This is a genomic window from Kitasatospora sp. NPDC001603, assembly GCF_040298365.1.
Lineage (GTDB): Bacteria > Actinomycetota > Actinomycetes > Streptomycetales > Streptomycetaceae > Kitasatospora.
On the sequence record NZ_JBEPAA010000113.1, the window covers coordinates 1 to 18513 of the forward strand.

General features: G+C 72.3%; 12 protein-coding genes and 1 rRNA gene. 11 read left to right on the forward strand and 2 right to left on the reverse strand.

Annotated features, from left to right (window positions below; genetic code table 11):
* Both rrf and ABT263_RS36350 read left to right on the forward strand, forming a co-directional pair.
* Positions 1-83 (forward strand): 5S ribosomal RNA (rrf, locus tag ABT263_RS36345); the annotation flags it as partial.
* Between the two features lie 76 nt (positions 84-159).
* Entirely contained in the window at positions 160-1029 is an 870-nt protein-coding gene (locus ABT263_RS36350; RefSeq protein ID WP_352297584.1) for a phosphatase PAP2 family protein, read from the forward strand.
* Positions 1030-1110: 81 nt separating this feature from the next.
* On the opposite strand, the gene ABT263_RS36355 is transcribed toward ABT263_RS36350, so the two are convergent.
* Both ABT263_RS36355 and ABT263_RS36360 read right to left on the reverse strand, forming a co-directional pair.
* A complete protein-coding gene (locus ABT263_RS36355) occupies positions 1111-1674 on the reverse strand; it encodes an acetate uptake transporter (protein WP_352297587.1) in 564 nt (187 codons plus the stop codon).
* Positions 1675-1962: 288 nt separating this feature from the next.
* A complete protein-coding gene (locus tag ABT263_RS36360) occupies positions 1963-4524 on the reverse strand; it encodes a SpoIIE family protein phosphatase (RefSeq protein WP_352297589.1) in 2562 nt (853 codons plus the stop codon).
* 570 nt (positions 4525-5094) lie between these two features.
* Between ABT263_RS36360 and ABT263_RS36365 the strand changes: the two genes are divergently transcribed.
* The 9 genes from ABT263_RS36365 to ABT263_RS36405 all read left to right on the forward strand — a co-directional run bounded on the left by ABT263_RS36365 (position 5095) and on the right by ABT263_RS36405 (position 18396).
* Positions 5095-9597 carry a HAMP domain-containing hybrid sensor histidine kinase/response regulator gene (locus ABT263_RS36365; RefSeq protein WP_502885924.1) on the forward strand — a complete coding sequence of 1501 codons (4503 nt, stop codon included), beginning with the start codon at positions 5095-5097 and terminating at the stop codon, positions 9595-9597.
* 340 nt (positions 9598-9937) lie between these two features.
* On the forward strand, positions 9938-10573 hold the full coding sequence (locus tag ABT263_RS36370; protein ID WP_352297591.1) for a response regulator: 636 nt from the start codon (positions 9938-9940) through the stop codon (positions 10571-10573).
* Between the two features lie 122 nt (positions 10574-10695).
* On the forward strand, positions 10696-13404 hold the full coding sequence (locus tag ABT263_RS36375) for a DNA translocase FtsK (RefSeq protein ID WP_352297594.1): 2709 nt from the start codon (positions 10696-10698) through the stop codon (positions 13402-13404).
* Positions 13405-13678: 274 nt separating this feature from the next.
* Positions 13679-14542 carry a helix-turn-helix domain-containing protein gene (locus tag ABT263_RS36380; RefSeq protein WP_352297597.1) on the forward strand — a complete coding sequence of 288 codons (864 nt, stop codon included), beginning with the start codon at positions 13679-13681 and terminating at the stop codon, positions 14540-14542.
* A 96-nt stretch (positions 14543-14638) separates the two neighbouring features.
* Positions 14639-16111, forward strand: coding sequence for a 30S ribosomal protein S12 methylthiotransferase RimO (rimO, locus tag ABT263_RS36385; RefSeq protein ID WP_352297600.1), 1473 nt, complete (start codon positions 14639-14641; stop codon positions 16109-16111).
* Positions 16108-16746 carry a CDP-diacylglycerol--glycerol-3-phosphate 3-phosphatidyltransferase gene (gene pgsA, locus ABT263_RS36390; protein ID WP_352297603.1) on the forward strand — a complete coding sequence of 213 codons (639 nt, stop codon included), beginning with the start codon at positions 16108-16110 and terminating at the stop codon, positions 16744-16746. The genes rimO and pgsA overlap by 4 nt, the downstream gene beginning before the upstream one ends.
* 92 nt (positions 16747-16838) lie before the next feature.
* Entirely contained in the window at positions 16839-17309 is a 471-nt protein-coding gene (locus ABT263_RS36395; RefSeq protein ID WP_329492264.1) for a CinA family protein, read from the forward strand.
* A gap of 382 nt (positions 17310-17691) precedes the next feature.
* A complete protein-coding gene (locus tag ABT263_RS36400) occupies positions 17692-18060 on the forward strand; it encodes a helix-turn-helix domain-containing protein (RefSeq protein ID WP_329489809.1) in 369 nt (122 codons plus the stop codon).
* Positions 18061-18114: 54 nt separating this feature from the next.
* Positions 18115-18396: a hypothetical protein gene (locus ABT263_RS36405; protein ID WP_352297606.1), complete on the forward strand. Its 282-nt coding sequence runs from the start codon at positions 18115-18117 to the stop codon at positions 18394-18396.
* Positions 18397-18513: the final 117 nt, after the last annotated feature.

The following is an 18513-nucleotide window of genomic DNA, read 5'->3' on the forward strand; positions in this document are numbered from 1 at the left end:
ACATTCCGAACCCGGAAGCTAAGCCTCACAGCGCCGATGGTACTGCAGGGGGGACCCTGTGGGAGAGTAGGACGCCGCCGAACAATCATTCCAAAAAGACCCCCTCCCGTTCGGGAGGGGGTCTTTTTGCGTTAACGTCTCCCCAGCACAACCCGCTCGGTGGAGAGGCGCGAACCGTTGCAGAACCTGACTCTTACCTGGCAGTCCGCCGGGGGTGCCGCGGTCGCTCTCTACGGAGGCGCCTACGCGGCCGCCCGGGTGCGGCGCGCACCGCTGTCGGCGCTGCTGCGGGAGGCCGGCACCTTGCTGGCGCTGTTCGCGCTCTGGCAGCTGGTGGGGCACCTCTCGCTGATGAGCGCCGAGCACGCGCTGGACCGGGCGAGCTGGATCCACCGGACGGAGCTGGCGATCGGCCTGCCGGACGAGGCCTCCTGGCAGGCGGCCGTGACCTCGTGTCCGGCCGTGGTGAAGGCGGCGAACTACTACTACGCGTCGATGCACTTCACCGTGATGATCGCGGTGCTGCTCTGGGTCTTCGTGCGGCACCGGGCCCGCTACCCGTGGGTGCGGAACACGGTCGTGATCACGACGGCGATCTGCCTGGCGGTGCAGTTCATCCCGGTGGCGCCGCCCCGGATGCTGCCGCAGGAGGGGTTCGTCGACGTCGCGGCGGAGTACGGGCAGTCGGTGTACGGCGGCGCGGTCGGCGGGATGGTCAAGGTCGCCCAGCTGTCGGCGATGCCGTCGGTGCACGTGGCCTGGTGCGTGCTGGCGGCGGTCGCGGTGATCAGGGTGTCGTCGAGCCCGCTGCGCTGGCTGGTGGTCCTGCACCCGGTGCTGACCGTCGCGGTGGTGGTGGTCACCGCCAACCACTTCTGGGCGGACGGCCTGGTGGCCGTGGTGATCCTGCTCTTCGCGTACGCGGTCCAGGCGGCCTGCGGCCGTCGGCGGGCCCGCCGGGCGGCGTCCGGTCCGGACGCCGCGGTGGCCGGAGCCCAGACCGGGGAGCACGTCACCACCGGGAGCTGACGCGGGTGCGAGCACCACGGGCCGGTGGGCCGGACCTCCCTTCCGGGAAGGTCCGGCCCACCGGAGTTCGCGCGTCGGGTGCTACTTGACCGGCAGTGCCACCCGGCCCCACGCGCTGTTGGTCATGGCCGCGGTGGCCCAGTACCAGGCGACCAGCCCGGAGGCCGCGGCGACCCAGCCGGCGAACTTGGCGAGCCCGCCGGAGGTGGCGAAGGTCGCGATGGCGGAGAGCGCCAGGGAGACGGTCAGCAGGCCGTACACCGCGCGGCTGAACCAGCCTGCCTTCCAGCTCGCGGCAGTGAGGGTGAGCGCGAGCAGGGCCCAGAGCAGCAGGAACAGGCCTGCCGCGTTCTTGCCGGCCCCGCCGGCGGCCGACCAGGTGGCCCAGAAGGCGCCCAGGCTGGTGAAGGCCGTGCCGGTGAAGCCCTCGCCGGCCCGGAGCTGCCAGAGGCCGGCGATGAACAGGGTGAGGCCGCCGAGGAGGTGGGCGAGACGGGCGGAGTCCCCGACCCCGGTGCCACTGAAGATGCCAGTGGAGAGGAGGCCGTAGGCGAGGAGGGTCAGGCCGAGGGCGAGGTAACCGAGGTTCCCCGCGTCGGCTCCGGTGGAGCGGGCGTTCAGTGCCCCGGTAGCTTCGTTGCTCACCGGAGGCTCCTTTCACTCTGGGCGCGCGCAGGGCGCTGTGAACCGCAGGAGGATGTTCGATGAGGTGGATGCGCGCGACCGCGCCGAGGGCGCACCACAGGAGGGTGCGACGGCTGCGGTCAGAATGATGGGCCAGCGTGAAGAACTGCTGGTCGTGTCCCCGCCGGGGGATTCCCCGGTGAGATCGGTGTACCCGGCCGGACCAGCTTGTACCCTTGTGAATCACACAATTTGTGGCGTCGTCAGCTGTGGAACGCTCATGGTTGGACCCCGGGTGAGCAGACTCGGTCAGCCCGGGCGCTGGGTGGGGACGCGCAGGGTGAGGATCGCCATGTCGTCGGACGGCGGCTCCGGCGCGAAGCGTTCGACCGCCCGCTGCACGCGCAGGGCGACGGCACCGGCCGTCAGCCCGGTACAGCCGGTGAGCACCTCGGCCAGGCCGTCGTCGCCCAGCATCCGCGACCCCTCGCGGCGTTCGGTCACGCCGTCGGTGACGCAGAGCAGGACCTCGCCGGGGGAGAGCACCAAGTGCTCCGCGGTCAGGTCGAGTTCCTCCATCACGCCGAGCAGCGGCTGCGGGGTGGCGGCCCGGTCGACCTGGCCGTCGGTGCGCAGCCGCAGCGGCAGCGGGTGGCCGGCGCAGACCATGGACAGTTCGGTGCTGCCGTCCGGTCGGGGCGTGAGCTCGCCGTAGAGCAGGGTGAGGAAGCGGCTGCGCGAACCCTCGTCCAGGATGGCCGCGTTGAGCCTGCTGAGGACCTGCGGGGCGTCCAGTCCCTCGCGGGCGAGCAGCCGCAGCGAGTGCCGGGCCAGGCCGGTGACGGAGGCGGCCTCGGGACCGGTGCCGCAGACGTCGCCGATGGCGAAGCCGTAGGTGCCCTCGCGGATGGTGAAGAGGTCGTAGAAGTCGCCGCCGACCTCGTTGCCCTCGCCGGCGGCCTGGTAGTACACGTCCACCTCGACGCCCGGGATCTCGGGCAGGTCCGGGGGGAGCAGACTGCGCTGCAGCGCCTGGCTGGTGGCGGTGCGCTCCGAGTAGAGGCGGGAGTTGTCGAGCGCGAGGGCGGCCCGCCGGGAGAGGTCCTCGGCGAGTTCCAGGATCTCCTGGCGGAGCCGGACGCCGGCCGGGACGCCGAGCGCGAGCAGGCCGATGACCCGGTTGCGGGCGGCCAGCGGCAGGACCACCGTCTCACCGAGCAGGCCGGAGAGCTCGGGGTTCGCGGAAAGGCCGCCGGTCCGCGCGGTCTCGGCCGGCGCCGCCCAGAAGCGGGCGCCGTGAGTGGGTCCGGAGTCCGGGGCGGGCGTCTTGTCGAGCAGGGCGCGCAGCGGGTCGATGCGGTCCTCGTCCTCGTGCAGCACGAAGGCGAGGGAGGCCGGGGCGCCGTGGTCGCCGTTGGTGTACACGGCGCACCAGGAGGCGAGGGTGGGGACGGCCATCTGCGCCATCAGGGCGAGCGTCTGCTCGTGCTCCAGCGTGCCGGCCAGCAGGTCGGAGGCCTCGACCAGGAAGGAGAGCGAGCCGCGGCGCAGCCGTTCGAGCTCGGTGAGCCGGGTGCTCTCGATGGCCAGGGCGACCCGGTCGGCGGCGAACTGCAGGCGCAGGGCGTCCTCGTTGTCGTAGCGGCCGGGCGCGGCGGCGGCGATGCCCAGCGAGCCGATCAGCCGGCCCTCGACCTTGAGCGGGACGGTGAGCAGCGAGCGCATGCCGCTGTCGCTGAGCACCGGCAGACCGGTCGGCCGGGTGGCGAGGTCCTCGTGGACGGACGGCAGGCGGGCGGAGTCGTAGCGGTTGCCGGTGCCGACCGGGAAGCGGGTGTGGCGGCGGTGGCCGGAGGTGAGGCCGGTGGCGGCCCGGACCTCGAACTCGGTCTCGTCGTCGGTGGTGAGCAGCAGGTAGGCGGCGTCGCCGTCGAGCAGGTCGCGGGCACGTTCGACGGTGCGCTGCAGGAGGGTGTCCAGGTCGTCGGTGGCGGTGGGACCGGCGAGCAGGTCCAGCCGGGAGCCGGTCGGGTCGGGCTTGTCGCCGGGCAGCGCCCGGGTGGGCGAGCGGAGCACCGCGCGGTCGGGTTCGAGGACGAGCAGGCAGAGCGTGGACGGGACGCCCACGGCGTCGCGGATGCGGACCTGCAGGCCGTAGACCTCGACGGTCCGGCCGTCGGCGTGGCGCAGGCCGTAGCTGCCCTCCCAGCGGGCCAGCCGCAGCGTCGCGGCCAGCCCGAGCCCGGTGCCGGGGCCCTGCGGCCAGACGGCGAGGTCGGCCCAGGGGCGGCCGAGCACGGTGTCGGCGGGGTGCTGGAAGAGCGCCTCGGCGTCCGGGTTCCAGGCGAGCACGCGGCCGTCGTCGTCGAGCTGGACGACGGCGACGTGGACCGGTCCGGCGCTGCTGGGCAGTTCGCTGCCCGGGGTGGCGGGGACGGCGTAGCGGGTGCCGGTGACGTGGGCGGGCAGGGCGAGCCGGAACCAGACGGTCTTGCGGCCGGCGGAGTACTCGACGCCCCAGCGTTCGGCGAGGGCGGAGCACATCAGCAGGCCGCGGCCGCCTTCGCCGTCGGGGTCGGCGTAGCGCTCGGAGGCGGTGACGGGGACGTCGGCGAAGGACGGCAGGCCGCGCTCGGGGTGGTGGTCGGTGACCTCGATCCGGACGGTCTCCTCCTCGCGCAGGCAGCAGACCTCGGCGGCGGTGCCGGCGTGCACCACGGCGTTGGTGACGAGTTCGCTGACCAGGACCACGGCGTCGTCGACGATCTCGGGCAGGCCCCAGCCCAGCAGCGCGTCCCGGACGAACGAGCGGGCGGCCGAGGCCGACCGGCCGACCGGTTCGAAGGTGGCGGCTGCGCGCGCGGTGACCACGTTGCCACTTCTCCTCTGCTCTGGCCCGGCTGCCCGGGTGCGGCGGCGACCTCCCCGTGGGCGCCGGCGGGGTGAGCGGCGGCGCTGGGGCGGGTCGTGGCCCGGTGCAGCGCCCCACCCTACTTTCCGGTTGGTTCCCCGTGGGGGCGGGGCGCCGAAACAGGCACCTGAGGGTGATTCTGCCCACCTGTTTCGGCCGGGGCGGTACCAACCGAGCGCAACCGGCCGTATACCCGGCGCCGGTGCTGCCAGACTGGGGGGTCCGTGACGCCCGTGGGAGCAGTACGGTCGATGCGGGTTCCGGTGGTCCGCGAGGTCACCGGGACGCTGTAGCGCCGACCGGTGTGGCTTCGCGCCCCGAAAACGGGGCACGGGGGATCACCGGACAGTTCACGATCTGGGAGGGGCCCGTTGAGTTCGGCCACCAAGGACGCAACCGGTACGACGCCGCCTGCCCAGCGCGGTGTGCGGCCCGGGGCCGCGCCGCGGAGCGCGGCCGGCCGGCGAGCGAACCACAGCCGCGGAGCCGAGCCGGCGGAGCTGCGCAAGCTTCTGGCCGCGCTGACCGCGATGCGCGACGGCAACTTCCGGCGGCGGCTGACCGTGCCCGGCGACGGTCCGCTGGCCGAGATCGCCGCCGTGTTCAACGAGGTCGCCGAGCGGAACCAGCACCTGACCGGTGAGCTGGCCAGGGTCCGGCGCGCGGTGGGCCGTGAGGGCCGGCTGAACGAGCGGCTGGAGACGGGTGCGGGCGAGGGCGCCTGGATGGCGGCCGTCGACAACTGCAACGCGCTGATCGACGACCTGGCCCGGCCGATGGCCGAGGTGGGCCGGGTGCTGGCCTCGATCGCCGAGGGCGACCTGGACCAGAAGATGGAGCTGCGCTCGCTGCACAGCAACGGGGTGAGCCACCCGCTGCGTGGCGAGTACCTGAAGATCGGCCGGACGGTCAACGGTCTGGTGGACCAGCTGTCGGAGTTCACCGACGAGGTGACCCGGGTGGCCATCGAGGTCGGCACCGAGGGCAAGCTGGGCGGCCAGGCCAAGGTGCGCAGCGTCTCGGGCAGTTGGAAGGACCTCGCGGACTCGGTCAACACGATGGCCGGCCGGCTGACCGCGCAGGTGCGCAACATCGCCCAGGTGACCACGGCGGTGGCCAAGGGCGACCTCTCGCGCAAGGTCACGGTCGAGGTGGCCGGCGAGATGCTTGAGCTGAAGAACACCGTGAACACCATGGTGGACCAGCTGAACGGCTTCGCGGCGCAGGTCACCAGGGTGGCCCGGGACGTGGGCACGGAGGGCCGCCTGGGCGGTCAGGCGCAGGTCCCGGGCGTCGCGGGGGTGTGGCGGGACCTCACCGACTCGGTGAACTTCATGGCCGACAACCTGACCGGCCAGGTGCGCAACATCGCGCAGGTGACGACGGCGGTCGCGCGCGGGGACCTCTCGCAGAAGATCGAGGTGGACGCGCGGGGCGAGATCCTGGAGCTGAAGAACACCATCAACACGATGGTGGACCAGCTCTCCGGCTTCGCCGAGCAGGTGACCCGGGTGGCCCGCCAGGTCGGTACCGAGGGCCGCCTGGGCGGTCAGGCGCAGGTGCCGGGCGCCGCCGGGGTCTGGCGGGACCTCACCGACAACGTCAACTTCATGGCGAACAACCTCACCGATCAGGTGCGCAACATCGCGCAGGTGACGACGGCGGTGGCCAAGGGCGACCTGTCGCAGAAGATCCAGGTGGACGCGCGGGGCGAGATCCTGGAGCTGAAGAACACCATCAACACCATGGTGGACCAGCTGGGCGCCTTCGCCGACGAGGTGACCAGAGTCGCCCGGGACGTCGGTACCGAGGGCATCCTCGGCGGTCAGGCGAGCGTGCCGGGGGTCTCCGGCACCTGGAAGGACCTGACCAACAGCGTCAACCTGATGGCCAACAACCTGACCAGCCAGGTCCGCAACATCGCGGAGGTCACCACGGCGGTCGCGCGCGGCGACGTCTCCAAGAAGATCACCGTCGACGCCCGCGGCGAGATCCTGGAGCTGGTCACCACCGTCAACACGATGGTCGACCAGCTCTCGGCGTTCGCCGACGAGGTGACCCGGGTGGCCCGCGAGGTGGGTACCGAGGGGATCCTGGGCGGCCAGGCCCGGGTCCGCGGGGTGTCGGGCATCTGGAAGGACCTGACGGACAACGTCAACTTCATGGCGTCCAATCTGACCAGCCAGGTGCGCAACATCGCCGAGGTCGCCACCGCGGTGGCCCGCGGTGACCTCTCCAAGAAGATCGACATCGAGGCGCAGGGCGAGGTCGCCGCGCTGGCCGGCACCCTGAACACGATGGTCGACCAGCTCTCCGCCTTCGCGGTGGAGGTGACCCGGGTGGCCCGCGAGGTCGGCACCGACGGCATCCTGGGCGGCCAGGCCGGGGTGCCGGGCGTGGCCGGGATCTGGAAGGACCTGACCGACAACGTCAACCTGATGGCCAACAACCTCACCGGGCAGGTCCGCAACATCGCCCTGGTGATCACGGCGGTGGCCCGCGGCGACCTCTCGCAGAAGATCGACGTCGATGCGCGAGGCGAGATCCTGCAGCTCAAGACCAGCATCAACACGATGGTCGACCAGCTCTCGGCGTTCGCCGACGAGGTGACCCGGGTGGCCCGCGAGGTGGGCACCGACGGGCGGCTCGGCGGGCAGGCCCGCGTCCCCGGCGTGGACGGCACCTGGCAGGACCTCACCGAGTCGGTGAACGAGCTGGCCAACAACCTGACCCGGCAGGTGCGCGCGATCGCCCAGGTCGCCACCGCGGTGACCAGGGGCGACCTCTCGCTGCGGATCGACGTGGACGCGTCCGGTGAGCTCGACGAGCTCAAGGACAACATCAACCAGATGATCGCCAACCTGCGCGAGACCACGCGCACCAACCAGGAACAGGACTGGCTGAAGACCAACCTGGCCCGGATCTCCGGCCTGCTGCAGGGCCGTCGGGACCTGGAGGCGGTCGCCTCGCTGATCATGACCGAGCTGACCCCGGTGGTCTCGGCCCAGCACGGCGCGTTCTTCCTGGCCCAGCCGGCCGGCCGGACCGCCGAGCTGATCACCGAGGACGACGACGAGAACGACACCGTGCTGCGGCTGATCGGCAGCTACGGCTACCAGCGGCGGGCGATGCCGACGACCTTCCGGCCCGGCGAGTCGCTGATCGGCCAGGCGGCGGTGGAGAAGCGCTCGATCATCCTCAAGGAGGCCCCGCCCGGGTACCTGAAGATCGCCTCGGGCCTCGGGGAGGCCTCGCCGGCCCACATCGTGGTGCTGCCGGTGCTGTTCGAGGGCCGCCTGCTGGGCGTGATCGAGCTGGCCACCTTCAGCTCCTTCACCACCGTCGCGCTGGACTTCCTCAACCAGATCGCCGATCTGATCGGCGTCACGGTCAACACCATCAGCGTCAACACCAAGACCGAGGGCCTGCTGCTGGAGTCCCAGCGGCTCACCGCCGAACTCTCGATGCGATCGGCCGAGTTGGAGGCGCGCCAGGAGGAACTGGAGCGGACCAACGAGGAGTTGCAGGAGAAGGCCGAGCAACTCGCCCAGCAGAACCGCGACATCGAGATCAAGAACAGCGAGATCGAAGAGGCCCGGCAGGTCCTGGAGGAGCGCGCCGAGCAACTCGCCCTGGCCTCCCGCTACAAGAGCGAGTTTCTCGCCAACATGTCGCACGAGCTGCGGACCCCGCTCAACTCGCTGCTGATCCTGGCCAAGCTGCTCTCCGACAACAACGAGGGCAACCTCTCGCCCAAGCAGGTCGAATTCGCCGACACCATCCACGGCGCCGGGTCGGACCTGCTCCAGCTGATCAACGACATCCTGGACCTCTCCAAGGTCGAGGCGGGCAAGATGGACGTCCGCCCGTCCCGGATCGCCCTGGTGCAGCTGGTCGACTACGTGGAGGCCACCTTCCAGCCGGTCGCGCTGGACAAGAACCTGGACTTCGCCGTCCGGGTCTCCTCGGCGCTGCCGGTCACCCTGCACACCGACGAGCAGCGGCTCCAGCAGGTGCTGCGGAACCTGATCTCCAACGCGGTCAAGTTCACCGACTCCGGCGCGGTGGACTTCTCGATCAGCCCGGCCGGTCCCGACGTCCCGCAGCACGTCCGCGAGCGGCTGCTGGAGGCCGGCGCGATCAAGGGCCCGGACGACCCGCTGATCGCCTTCTCGGTCTCCGACACGGGCATCGGCATCCCGGAGAACAAGCTGCGGGAGATCTTCGAGGCGTTCAAGCAGGCCGACGGCACCACCAGCCGCAAGTACGGCGGCACCGGTCTCGGGCTCTCGATCAGCCGGGAGATCGCCCGGCTGCTCGGCGGCGAGATCCACGCCGAGAGCGAGCTGGGCGCGGGCTCGACGTTCACCCTCTACCTGCCGCTGCGCACCGACGGCGGGGAGGTCGCGCCGCCGTCCGCGCCGAACGCCCCGACGATCCGCGCCGCGGTCGGCGTCACCCCGGCGGGCACGCCCGTCCCGGTCGGCGAGAACCCGGCGGACCACTGGGCCCAGGAGGTCCGCGAACTCGCGGAGGAGCGCCGCCGCGGCGCCGTGGAGCGCCGTCGTGCGGCCCTGGAGGCACCGATCGAGGGCCGGCTGCCGTCCGGCGGCCCGGCGCCCCACCAGCCGTCCCGGGTGGACACCCGCTTCGACGGTCAGCAGGTGCTGATCGTGGACGACGACGTCCGCAACGTCTTCGCGCTCACCAGTGTCCTGGAGCAGCACGGGCTGACCGTGCTGTACGCCGAGAACGGCCGTGAGGGCATCGAGATGCTGGAGCAGCACGAGAACGTCGCGCTGGTCCTGATGGACATCATGATGCCGGAGATGGACGGCTACGCGACGACCGAGGCGATCCGCCGGATGCCGCAGTTCGCCGGGCTGCCGATCATCGCGCTGACCGCCAAGGCGATGAAGGGCGACCGGGAGAAGTCCCTGGAGGCCGGTGCCACCGACCACATCACCAAGCCGGTGGAGACCGACCACCTGCTCACCGTGATGCACGAGTGGCTGTCGGCGCGGAAGTCCTGACGCGGCCCTCCGCGGCCGGGCCCGCCCCCGCCGCCCGGTACCCCACCGGGTCGTGGGGGCGCGAACCCCGGAGCCCGCTCCGGGGTTCGCGCCTTTCGGGGCGTGCTTTGCTGGCGGGGAGGGCCGGGAACCCGGTAGGGTCACCGATCGTTGCGAACAGTGACCGGACGGCGACTCGCTGGTGAGCGTGCGCCGGGGCACTGGGTGCGCGTTGCCCCGGACCAGGTTTGCGACGGGGCGGTGTGCCGGGCGAGGGGGTGCGGCTAGCATGACCGGGGTAGTGGTGGGCAGTGTGCGAGTGCCTTCCCCAGGCAGGCAGGCGACAGGAGGGCGGGCCGTAATGCAGAAGGCGAAGATCCTCCTGGTCGACGACCGGCCGGAGAACCTGCTGGCGCTGGAGGCGATCCTCTCGGCGCTGGACCAGACGCTGGTACGGGCGGCCTCCGGCGAGGAGGCGCTCAAGGCGCTGCTCACCGACGATTTCGCGGTGATCCTGCTGGACGTCCAGATGCCCGGGATGGACGGGTTCGAGACGGCCGCCCACATCAAGCGGCGGGAGCGCACCCGGGACATCCCGATCATCTTCCTGACCGCGCTCAACCACGGGCCGCACCACACCTTCCGCGGCTACGCGGCGGGCGCGGTGGACTACATCTCCAAGCCCTTCGACCCGTGGGTGCTGCGCGCCAAGGTCTCGGTCTTCGTCGACCTCTACATGAAGAACTGCCAGCTCAAGGAGCAGGCGGCGCTGCTGCGCCTGCAACTGGAGGCGGGCGGCGAGCAGCCTGCCCTCGGCGGTGCGCTGCTCGGCGAGCTGTCGGCGCGGCTGGCGTCGGTGGAGGAGCAGGCCGAGGCGCTCGTCAAGCAGCTGGACGGCACCGAGGACGGCGGGGTCGCCGCCACCGCGGCGCATCTGGAGCGCAAGCTGTCGGGTCTGCGGCGGGCCCTGGACGCGTTGCGTCCCGGGGTGGAGTAGCGGCGCCCGCGCGCACCCGTCCGGGTGAAACCGGGGCGGTGTGACGGTGTGTCTGCGACACGGCGGGCCGCCCCGGCTCGGCACGTGGGCACAGCTGGTCGGCCCCGGTAGGCTGCTGAGCCATGGCCACACGTACGCCCGGAAGCGCGGCACGCAACCCGAGTCCGGGACCGTCCAAGAAGGCCGCGGCGAAGGCTCCGGCCAAGCCGGTCGCGAAGAAGGCGGCCGCCAAGAAGGCCGCCCCGGCGAAGAAGGCGGCGGCCAAGGCCGCGCCGCCCGCCCCGCCGGCACCGAGGCCGATACTCTTCCGGGCCGTCCGGGCCGTCTGGCTCGGCCTGGCGCACAGCGTCGGCGCGGTCTTCCGCGGCTTCGGCGACGGCGCCAAGAACCTCGACCCGGCGCACCGCAAGGACGGCGTGGGCCTGCTGCTGTTCGCGCTCGCGCTGGTCACCGCCGCCGGCACCTGGTTCAGCCCGCAGGGCTGGCTCGGCGAGGCGGCCACCAACGTGGTCTCCGGGCTCTTCGGCCGGCTGGACGTGCTGGTGCCGTTCCTGCTGGCCCTGGTCGCCGTCCGGCTGATGCGCCACCCGGAGCTGCCGGAGGCCAACGGGCGGATCATGATCGGTCTGAGCGCCCTGGTGGTCGGCGTGCTCGGACTGGTCCACATCGGCTGCGGCGCGCCCATGATGGGCAGCGGCGCGACCCGGATAAGGGCGGCCGGCGGGATCGTCGGCTGGGCCGTCTCCACCCCGATGATGGCCGCCGCCGGGCCGCCGCTCGCGGTGCCGCTGCTCCTGCTGCTGGCCTTCTTCGGCCTGCTGGTGACCACCGCCACCCCGGTCAACCGGATCCCCGAACGGCTGCGCGCCGCCGGGGTGCGGCTCGGCGTGGTCGAGCCCGGCCCGCAGGACGCCTTCGCCGAGGGGCGTGCGCCGGAGCGCGAGTTCTCCACCGAGCCGCCGGAGGACGCGGACCCCTCGGCGCTGCCGTACCGCGTCGAGATCGACGGTCTCGCTCCGCCGGACGAGGTCGGTGCCCGCCGTCGCCGGCGCCGCCGCAAGCAGCTGGACGACCCGGAGCTCGCCTCCGGCGTCCCCGACCTGCTCGCGAAGGACCCGTTCGGCGAGGACCCGGTGGACCCGTACGCCACCCGCGACCTCGCCGCCGGGGCCGCCGCGGACCTGGACGGCGCGCTGGTCTACGGGGTGCCCGCCTCCTCGGCGGTGGCGGACATGATGCACCAGGTGCAGGACCGCACCGCCCCGCCGGAGGAGGCCGCCGTGCCGCCCGCCCGCAGCGGCGGCCAGGCGGCCCCCGAGGAGCACGGCCCGGCCCCGGTGCGGATGGAGCAGCTCCAGCTCTCCGGCGACGTCACCTACGCGCTCCCCCCGCTCGACCTGTTGGAGCGCGGCGGCCCGGCGAAGGCCCGCAGCGCCCTCAACGACGAGGTGGTGGCCCAGCTCACCGGGACCTTCGGCGAGTTCAAGGTGGACGCCAAGGTCACCGGCTTCACCCGGGGGCCGACGGTCACCCGCTACGAGGTCGAGCTGGGCCCGGCCGTCAAGGTTGAGCGGATCACCGCGCTCGCCAAGAACATCGCGTACGCGGTGGCCAGCCCGGACGTGCGGATCATCAGCCCGATCCCGGGGAAGTCCGCGGTCGGCATCGAGATCCCCAACCGGGACCGCGAGATGGTCAACCTCGGGGACCTGCTGCGCTCGCGCACGGCCGCCGAGGACACCCACCCGATGGTGGTCGGGATGGGCAAGGACGTCGAGGGCCACACCGTGATGGCCAACCTCGCGAAGATGCCGCACATCCTGGTGGCCGGCGCGACCGGCGCCGGCAAGTCGTCCTGCATCAACTGCCTGATCACCTCGATCCTGGCGCGGGCCACCCCGGACGAGGTCCGGATGGTGCTGGTCGACCCCAAGCGGGTCGAGCTGACCGCGTACGAGGGCATCCCGCACCTGATCACGCCGATCATCACCAACCCCAAGAAGGCCGCCGAGGCCCTCCAGTGGGTGGTGCGCGAGATGGACCTGCGCTACGACGACCTGGCCGCGTTCGGCTTCCGGCACGTCGACGACTTCAACGCGGCGGTGAAGGCCGGCAAGGTGACCGCCCCGCTGGGCAGCGAGCGCGAGCTGACCCCGTACCCGTACCTGCTGGTGATCGTCGACGAGCTGGCCGACCTGATGATGGTCGCCCCGCGCGACGTCGAGGACTCGGTGGTCCGGATCACCCAGCTGGCCCGCGCGGCCGGCATCCACCTGGTGCTGGCCACCCAGCGGCCCTCGGTGGACGTGGTCACCGGTCTGATCAAGGCCAACGTGCCGTCCCGGCTGGCCTTCGCCACCTCCGCGATGGCCGACTCCCGGGTCATCCTCGACCAGCCCGGCGCGGAGAAGCTGATCGGCAAGGGCGACGCGCTCTTCCTCCCGATGGGCGCGAGCAAGCCCGTCCGGATGCAGGGCGCGTTCGTCACCGAGGCCGAGATCGCCGCCGTCGTCCAGCACTGCAAGGATCAGCTGACGGCGGTCTACCGGGACGACGTGACGGTCGGCGGCGGGCCGAAGAAGGAGATCGACGAGGAGATCGGCGACGATCTGGACCTGCTGATCCAGGCCGCCGAGCTGGTCGTCTCCACCCAGTTCGGCTCCACCTCGATGCTCCAGCGCAAGCTGCGGGTCGGTTTCGCCAAGGCGGGCCGGCTGATGGACCTGATGGAGTCGCGCGGGATCGTCGGCCCGAGCGAGGGCTCCAAGGCCCGCGACGTCCTGGTGAAACCGGACGAGCTGGACGGCGTGCTCATCGCCATCCGGGGCTGACCGGCCGCCCCGGACGGTGCGTGCCCTTGCGGGTGTTCACTCGTTCGGAGGAGGGTAGGCGCGGTGCGCGGAACCGATCGAACGTGCACCGCGTCACAGGGCGCAGGAGCGGCCTCCGGGTTCGTCGGCCCCCGTCCTGACTGTCGGTCAGTGGACGATCGGAACCGTGCCCGGATGGGCGTGCGCATTCGGTCCTGCTCCGCTTGAGAAACGATCCTCCTCCGCCCCTAGACTGTTCTCCAGCAGGTGGCCATCCGCTCGAAAGGCGTGCACCGTGACCATCGGCAAGTCCCCCGATCGCGAGAACGCTCCGTCCTCCGCCGAGCTGTCCGGCGAGCCGGACCACGCGGCCGATGCCCCGAGCATCGGCCGGGTGCTGTCCGTCGCCCGGATCGACGCCGGACTCACGGTCGATCAGGTGAGTACCGCCACCCGGGTCCGGGTGCCGATCGTGCATGCCATCGAGGAGGACGACTTCGCCCGATGCGGTGGCGATTTCTACGCCCGGGGCCACATCCGGGCGATCGCCCGGGCGGTCGGCGTGGACGGCGAGGCACTGGTCGCCCGGTACGACGCCGCGCACGGCGGGGCCCCCGCCGGCAAGCGGCCCACCCAGCTGATCGACAGCGGGCCGATCAAGGTGCCCGGCCGCGGCCGCCCGAACTGGACGGCCGCGATGGTGGCCGCGATCTTCGCGGTGGTCGCCCTGATCGGCTTCAACCTGGTGAGCGGCAAGACCGGCGGCTCGACCACCGGCTCGGCCAGCGCGCCGCTGCCCAGCGGTTCCGGTACCGGCTCGGTCGCGCCCGTCGCCTCACCGAGCGTCCAGCCGCCGGCCCCGGCGCCCAGTGCCGCGGCGATCGCGGCCGCCCCGGCCGACAAGGTCACGGTGAAGCTGGTCGCCGAGAAGGACACCAGCTGGGTCTCGGCGCTGGACGGCAGCGGCAAGTCCCTGTTCCAGAACAACATCGAGGAAGGCCAGGACCAGACCTTCACCGACCCGAAGCAGATCAAGCTGGTGATCGGCAACGCGGGTGCCGTGCATGTGTACGTCAACGGCAAGGATCTCGGTCCGGCCGGGAAGAACGGCCAGGTGGTGCACGTCACGTACACCCCCGGCGACCCGCAGGCGGGCTGATGGCAGGGGCCGTGCGCCCCGGTGAAGATCTGGTAATCCGAGGCGCGCGGCCTCCGGGGCGAACGGCACCGGAGGCCGCGCGTTAATCTTGGCCCTATGCCTGAACGCCGTACTGTCGCCCTTGTCACGCTCGGATGCGCCCGCAACGAGGTGGACTCCGAGGAACTCGCCGGGCGACTGGAGGCCGACGGCTGGCTGCTGGTCGACGACGCCTCCGACGCCGACGTGGCCGTCGTCAACACCTGCGGGTTCGTCGAGGCCGCCAAGAAGGACTCCGTCGACGCCCTGCTGGAGGCCAACGACCTCAAGGGGCACGGCCGCACCCAGGCCGTCGTCGCAGTCGGCTGTATGGCCGAGCGGTACGGCAAGGAGCTGGCCGACGCCCTGCCCGAGGCGGACGGCGTGCTCGGTTTCGACGACTACTCCGACATCTCCGACCGTCTGCAGACCATCCTGTCCGGCGGCCACCACGCCCCGCACCTGCCGCGCGACCGCCGCAAGCTGCTGCCGCTGAGCCCGGTCGAGCGCCAGGCCGCCGCCGCCGAGGTCGCCCTGCCGGGCCACGGGGCCCCCGAGGACCTGCCCGAGGGCCTCGCCCCGGCCTCCGGCCCGCGCACCCTGCGCAAGCGGCTGGACGACAACCCGGTCGCCTCGGTGAAGCTCGCCTCGGGCTGCGACCGCCGGTGCTCCTTCTGCGCCATCCCGGCCTTCCGCGGCTCGTTCATCTCGCGCCGCCCCTCCGACGTGCTGCAGGAGGCCCAGTGGCTGGCCGCGCAGGGCGTCCGCGAGGTGGTGCTGGTCAGCGAGAACAACACCTCCTACGGCAAGGACCTCGGCGACATCCGGCTGCTGGAGACGCTGCTCGGCGAGATCTCCGCGATCGAGGGCGTCGAACGCGTCCGGGTCTCCTACCTGCAGCCCGCCGAGATGCGGCCGGGGCTGATCGACGCGATGACCGGCACCGCCGACGTGGTGCCCTACTTCGACCTCTCGTTCCAGCACTCGGCGCCCGCGGTGCTGCGCCGGATGCGGCGGTTCGGCTCCACCGACCAGTTCCTGCAGCTGCTCGGGACCATCCGCGGCAAGGCCCCGCAGGCCGGCGCCCGCTCCAACTTCATCGTCGGCTTCCCCGGTGAGACCGAGGAGGACTTCGCCGAGCTGGAGCGGTTCGTCACGCACGCGGGCCTCGACGCGATCGGCGTCTTCGGCTACTCGGACGAGGACGGCACCGAGGCGGCGACCTTCGACGGCAAGCTGCCCGAGGACGTGGTGGCGGACCGGCTGAACCGGCTCTCCAGGCTCGCCGAGGAGATGACCGCCCAGCGGGCCGAGCAGCGGATCGGGACCGAGGTCGAGGTGCTGATCGAGTCGGTCGACGGCGACCTGGTCGAGGGCCGCGCCGCCCACCAGGCCCCCGAGACGGACGGCCTCACTACGCTCACCGGGGTGGCCGACCCGCAGGTCGGCCGGTTCTACCGGGCCCGCGTGGTCGCCAGCGAGGGCGTCGACCTGATCGCCGAGGCGCTGGAGCAGGTCCGGGTCGGCCAGGCCCCGGGAGCCGGGGAATGACCAAGGGGCCCGGCGCTCCGGCCGCGGCTCACCCGGGCAGACCGGCGGCCGCGGCCCCGCCGGCGCCGGGAATCTGGAACATCGCGAACATGCTCACGATGCTCCGGCTGCTGCTGGTGCCGGTCTTCGTGGCGCTGCTCTTCGCCGACGACGGCCACGACCCCAAGTGGCGCGCGGTGGCCTGGGCCTCGTTCGCGGTCGCGATGATCACCGACCTGTTCGACGGCGAGCTGGCCCGCCGCAAGGGCCTGGTCACCGACTTCGGGAAGATCGCCGACCCGATCGCCGACAAGGCGATCATGGGCTCGGCGCTGATCGGCCTCTCGGTGCTGGGCGACCTGCCGTGGTGGGTCACCGTCGTCATCCTGGCCCGCGAGCTGGGCATCACCGTGATGCGGTTCTGGGTGATCCGGTACGGGGTCATCCCGGCCAGCCGGGGCGGCAAGCTGAAGACGCTCACCCAGGGCATCGCGGTGGGCATGTACGTCCTGGAGCTGACCGGCTGGCTGGCCACCGCGCGGGCCGTGCTGATGGCGCTCGCGGTGCTGCTCACCGTCGGGACGGCGCTGGACTACGTCGGGCAGGCGCTGCGCCTGCGCCGTGAGGGGCTGGCCGCGGAGCGCGCCGGCCGGTGAGGGAGGCGGACGGGGTGGGGTTCGGAGCGGACAACGTCGGAGTGGACAACTCCGGAGCGGGCGACGTCGGAGCCGACTACGAGGCGGCGGCGCTGAAGGCGCACGCCGCACTGCGCGGGGAGGGCGCCACGCTGGCGGTCGCCGAGTCGCTCACCGGCGGGCTGCTGGCCGCCGCGCTGGTCGACGTCCCCGGGGCGTCCGCGACCTTCCGCGGCTCGGTCACCGCGTACGCGACCGAGCTGAAGGCCTCGGTGCTCGGCGTCGACGAGGGGCTGCTGGCCGTGCACGGGCCGGTCCACCCGCTGGTGGCCCGGCAGATGGCCGAGGGCGTGCGCCGGCTGCTGGGGGCCACGTACGGGCTCGCGACCACCGGAGTGGCCGGCCCGGATCCGCAGGACGGACAGCCGGTGGGCACGGTACACCTCGCACTGGCCGGTCCGGGGGGAAGTCGGGTCAGTTCGCCGCGACTGTCGGGGGACCGTGCCACAATCCGTCACGGAGCGGTGACCGCCGCTCTGGAGCTGCTCGTCGGGCGGCTCCCGTCCGGTGCGTCCACGCACTGACCAGCTGCTCACCCTCGGTGCCCGCCGCCCGGCCGCACCGTCGAAGGCTCCGCCCCCGGTGTCCGGACCGGTCCGTCGGCGCAGATCTCCACCGAACCGAGATCTGCCGAACTGGCGTACGGGGATGAGGTCGACGGAGGATCGTGTTACATCGGAGGTCCTGGGGCAGAAACCAGGTGGCGAACGAGTGGCGCGGCGGTGACCCGGTGCCGCACGGAGGGTACGACGAGGTGCCCGCAGGCCGGGGTGCGACACCGAAACAGGGGAGGGGACAGCCTTGCAGCCCAGAGTGAACACGACCATGGTCCCCGCACGCGAAGCGGGCAAGGCGGTACGGTGGGGGCGTGACATCTCGATCCGCAGTCCGAGGAGGGAGGCACCGATGATCCTGCTCCGTCGCCTACTGGGCGATGTACTGCGTCGGCAGCGCCAGCGCCAGGGCCGCACACTTCGCGAGGTGTCGGCAGCAGCCAGGGTTTCGCTCGGTTACCTCTCCGAGGTCGAGCGGGGACAGAAGGAGGCCTCCTCGGAGCTGCTCTCCGCGATCTGCGACGCCCTCGACGTTCGAATGTCCGAGGTCATGCGCGAGGTCAGTGACGAACTGTCGCTCGCCGAACTTGCGGCGATGTCCAGCCTCTCCGAAGGTGAACTGCTGAGGCCGGTGCTCGAACCGGTACCGCTGCCCGCCCCCGGCAACGACCGGGCGAACCTCTCGCCCAAGGCCGCCGCGATGGACGTGGTCGCCGCCTGACCTGGCCTCGACGCCCGGGCGCCTGGTGCCCGGGGCGAGCGAAGGAGGCCGGTCGTGCGGAAGGCAGCTACGACGTTCGCCGAGGCCCGAATACGGCTGGGGCAGCTGGTTCCCCGGCGTCTGCGCAGGCTCCTGCCGATGTCGGCGGGCGCTCTCGCCGGCTGGCTGGTGCTCAGGGGCCAACCCGCCGACGGGGCCGCGCTGGGGCTGCTCGCGGCCGGCGGGTGGGGGCTCGGCCTGATCCCGGTGCACGAGGACCGCTGGTCCACCGGACCGGAGCCGCGCCGAACGGGTGAGCCGAGGGCCCGGATGGAGGCAGAGCCTCCGATCGGGTGAGCGCAGTGATGCGGTGCGAAGGCCGCGAGGTGGTTCTCCGCCTCGCGGCCTTCGCCGTGGCCGGGGGACGGGGGGGGGCCCGCGGGGCCCGGGGCCCGGGCGGGGCGGGGGCGCAAG

What these genes read in the sequence shown, in the direction of transcription:
- ABT263_RS36365 (WP_502885924.1), top strand. Translation starts at nt 5,095, where the DNA reads ATGCGCGACGGCAACTTCCGGCGGCGGCTGACCGTGCCCGGCGACGGT.
- ABT263_RS36370 (WP_352297591.1), top strand. Translation starts at nt 9,938, where the DNA reads ATGCAGAAGGCGAAGATCCTCCTGGTCGACGACCGGCCGGAGAACCTG.
- ABT263_RS36375 (WP_352297594.1), top strand. Translation starts at nt 10,696, where the DNA reads ATGGCCACACGTACGCCCGGAAGCGCGGCACGCAACCCGAGTCCGGGA.
- rimO (WP_352297600.1), top strand. Translation starts at nt 14,639, where the DNA reads ATGCCTGAACGCCGTACTGTCGCCCTTGTCACGCTCGGATGCGCCCGC.
- pgsA (WP_352297603.1), top strand. Translation starts at nt 16,108, where the DNA reads ATGACCAAGGGGCCCGGCGCTCCGGCCGCGGCTCACCCGGGCAGACCG.
- ABT263_RS36400 (WP_329489809.1), top strand. Translation starts at nt 17,692, where the DNA reads ATGATCCTGCTCCGTCGCCTACTGGGCGATGTACTGCGTCGGCAGCGC.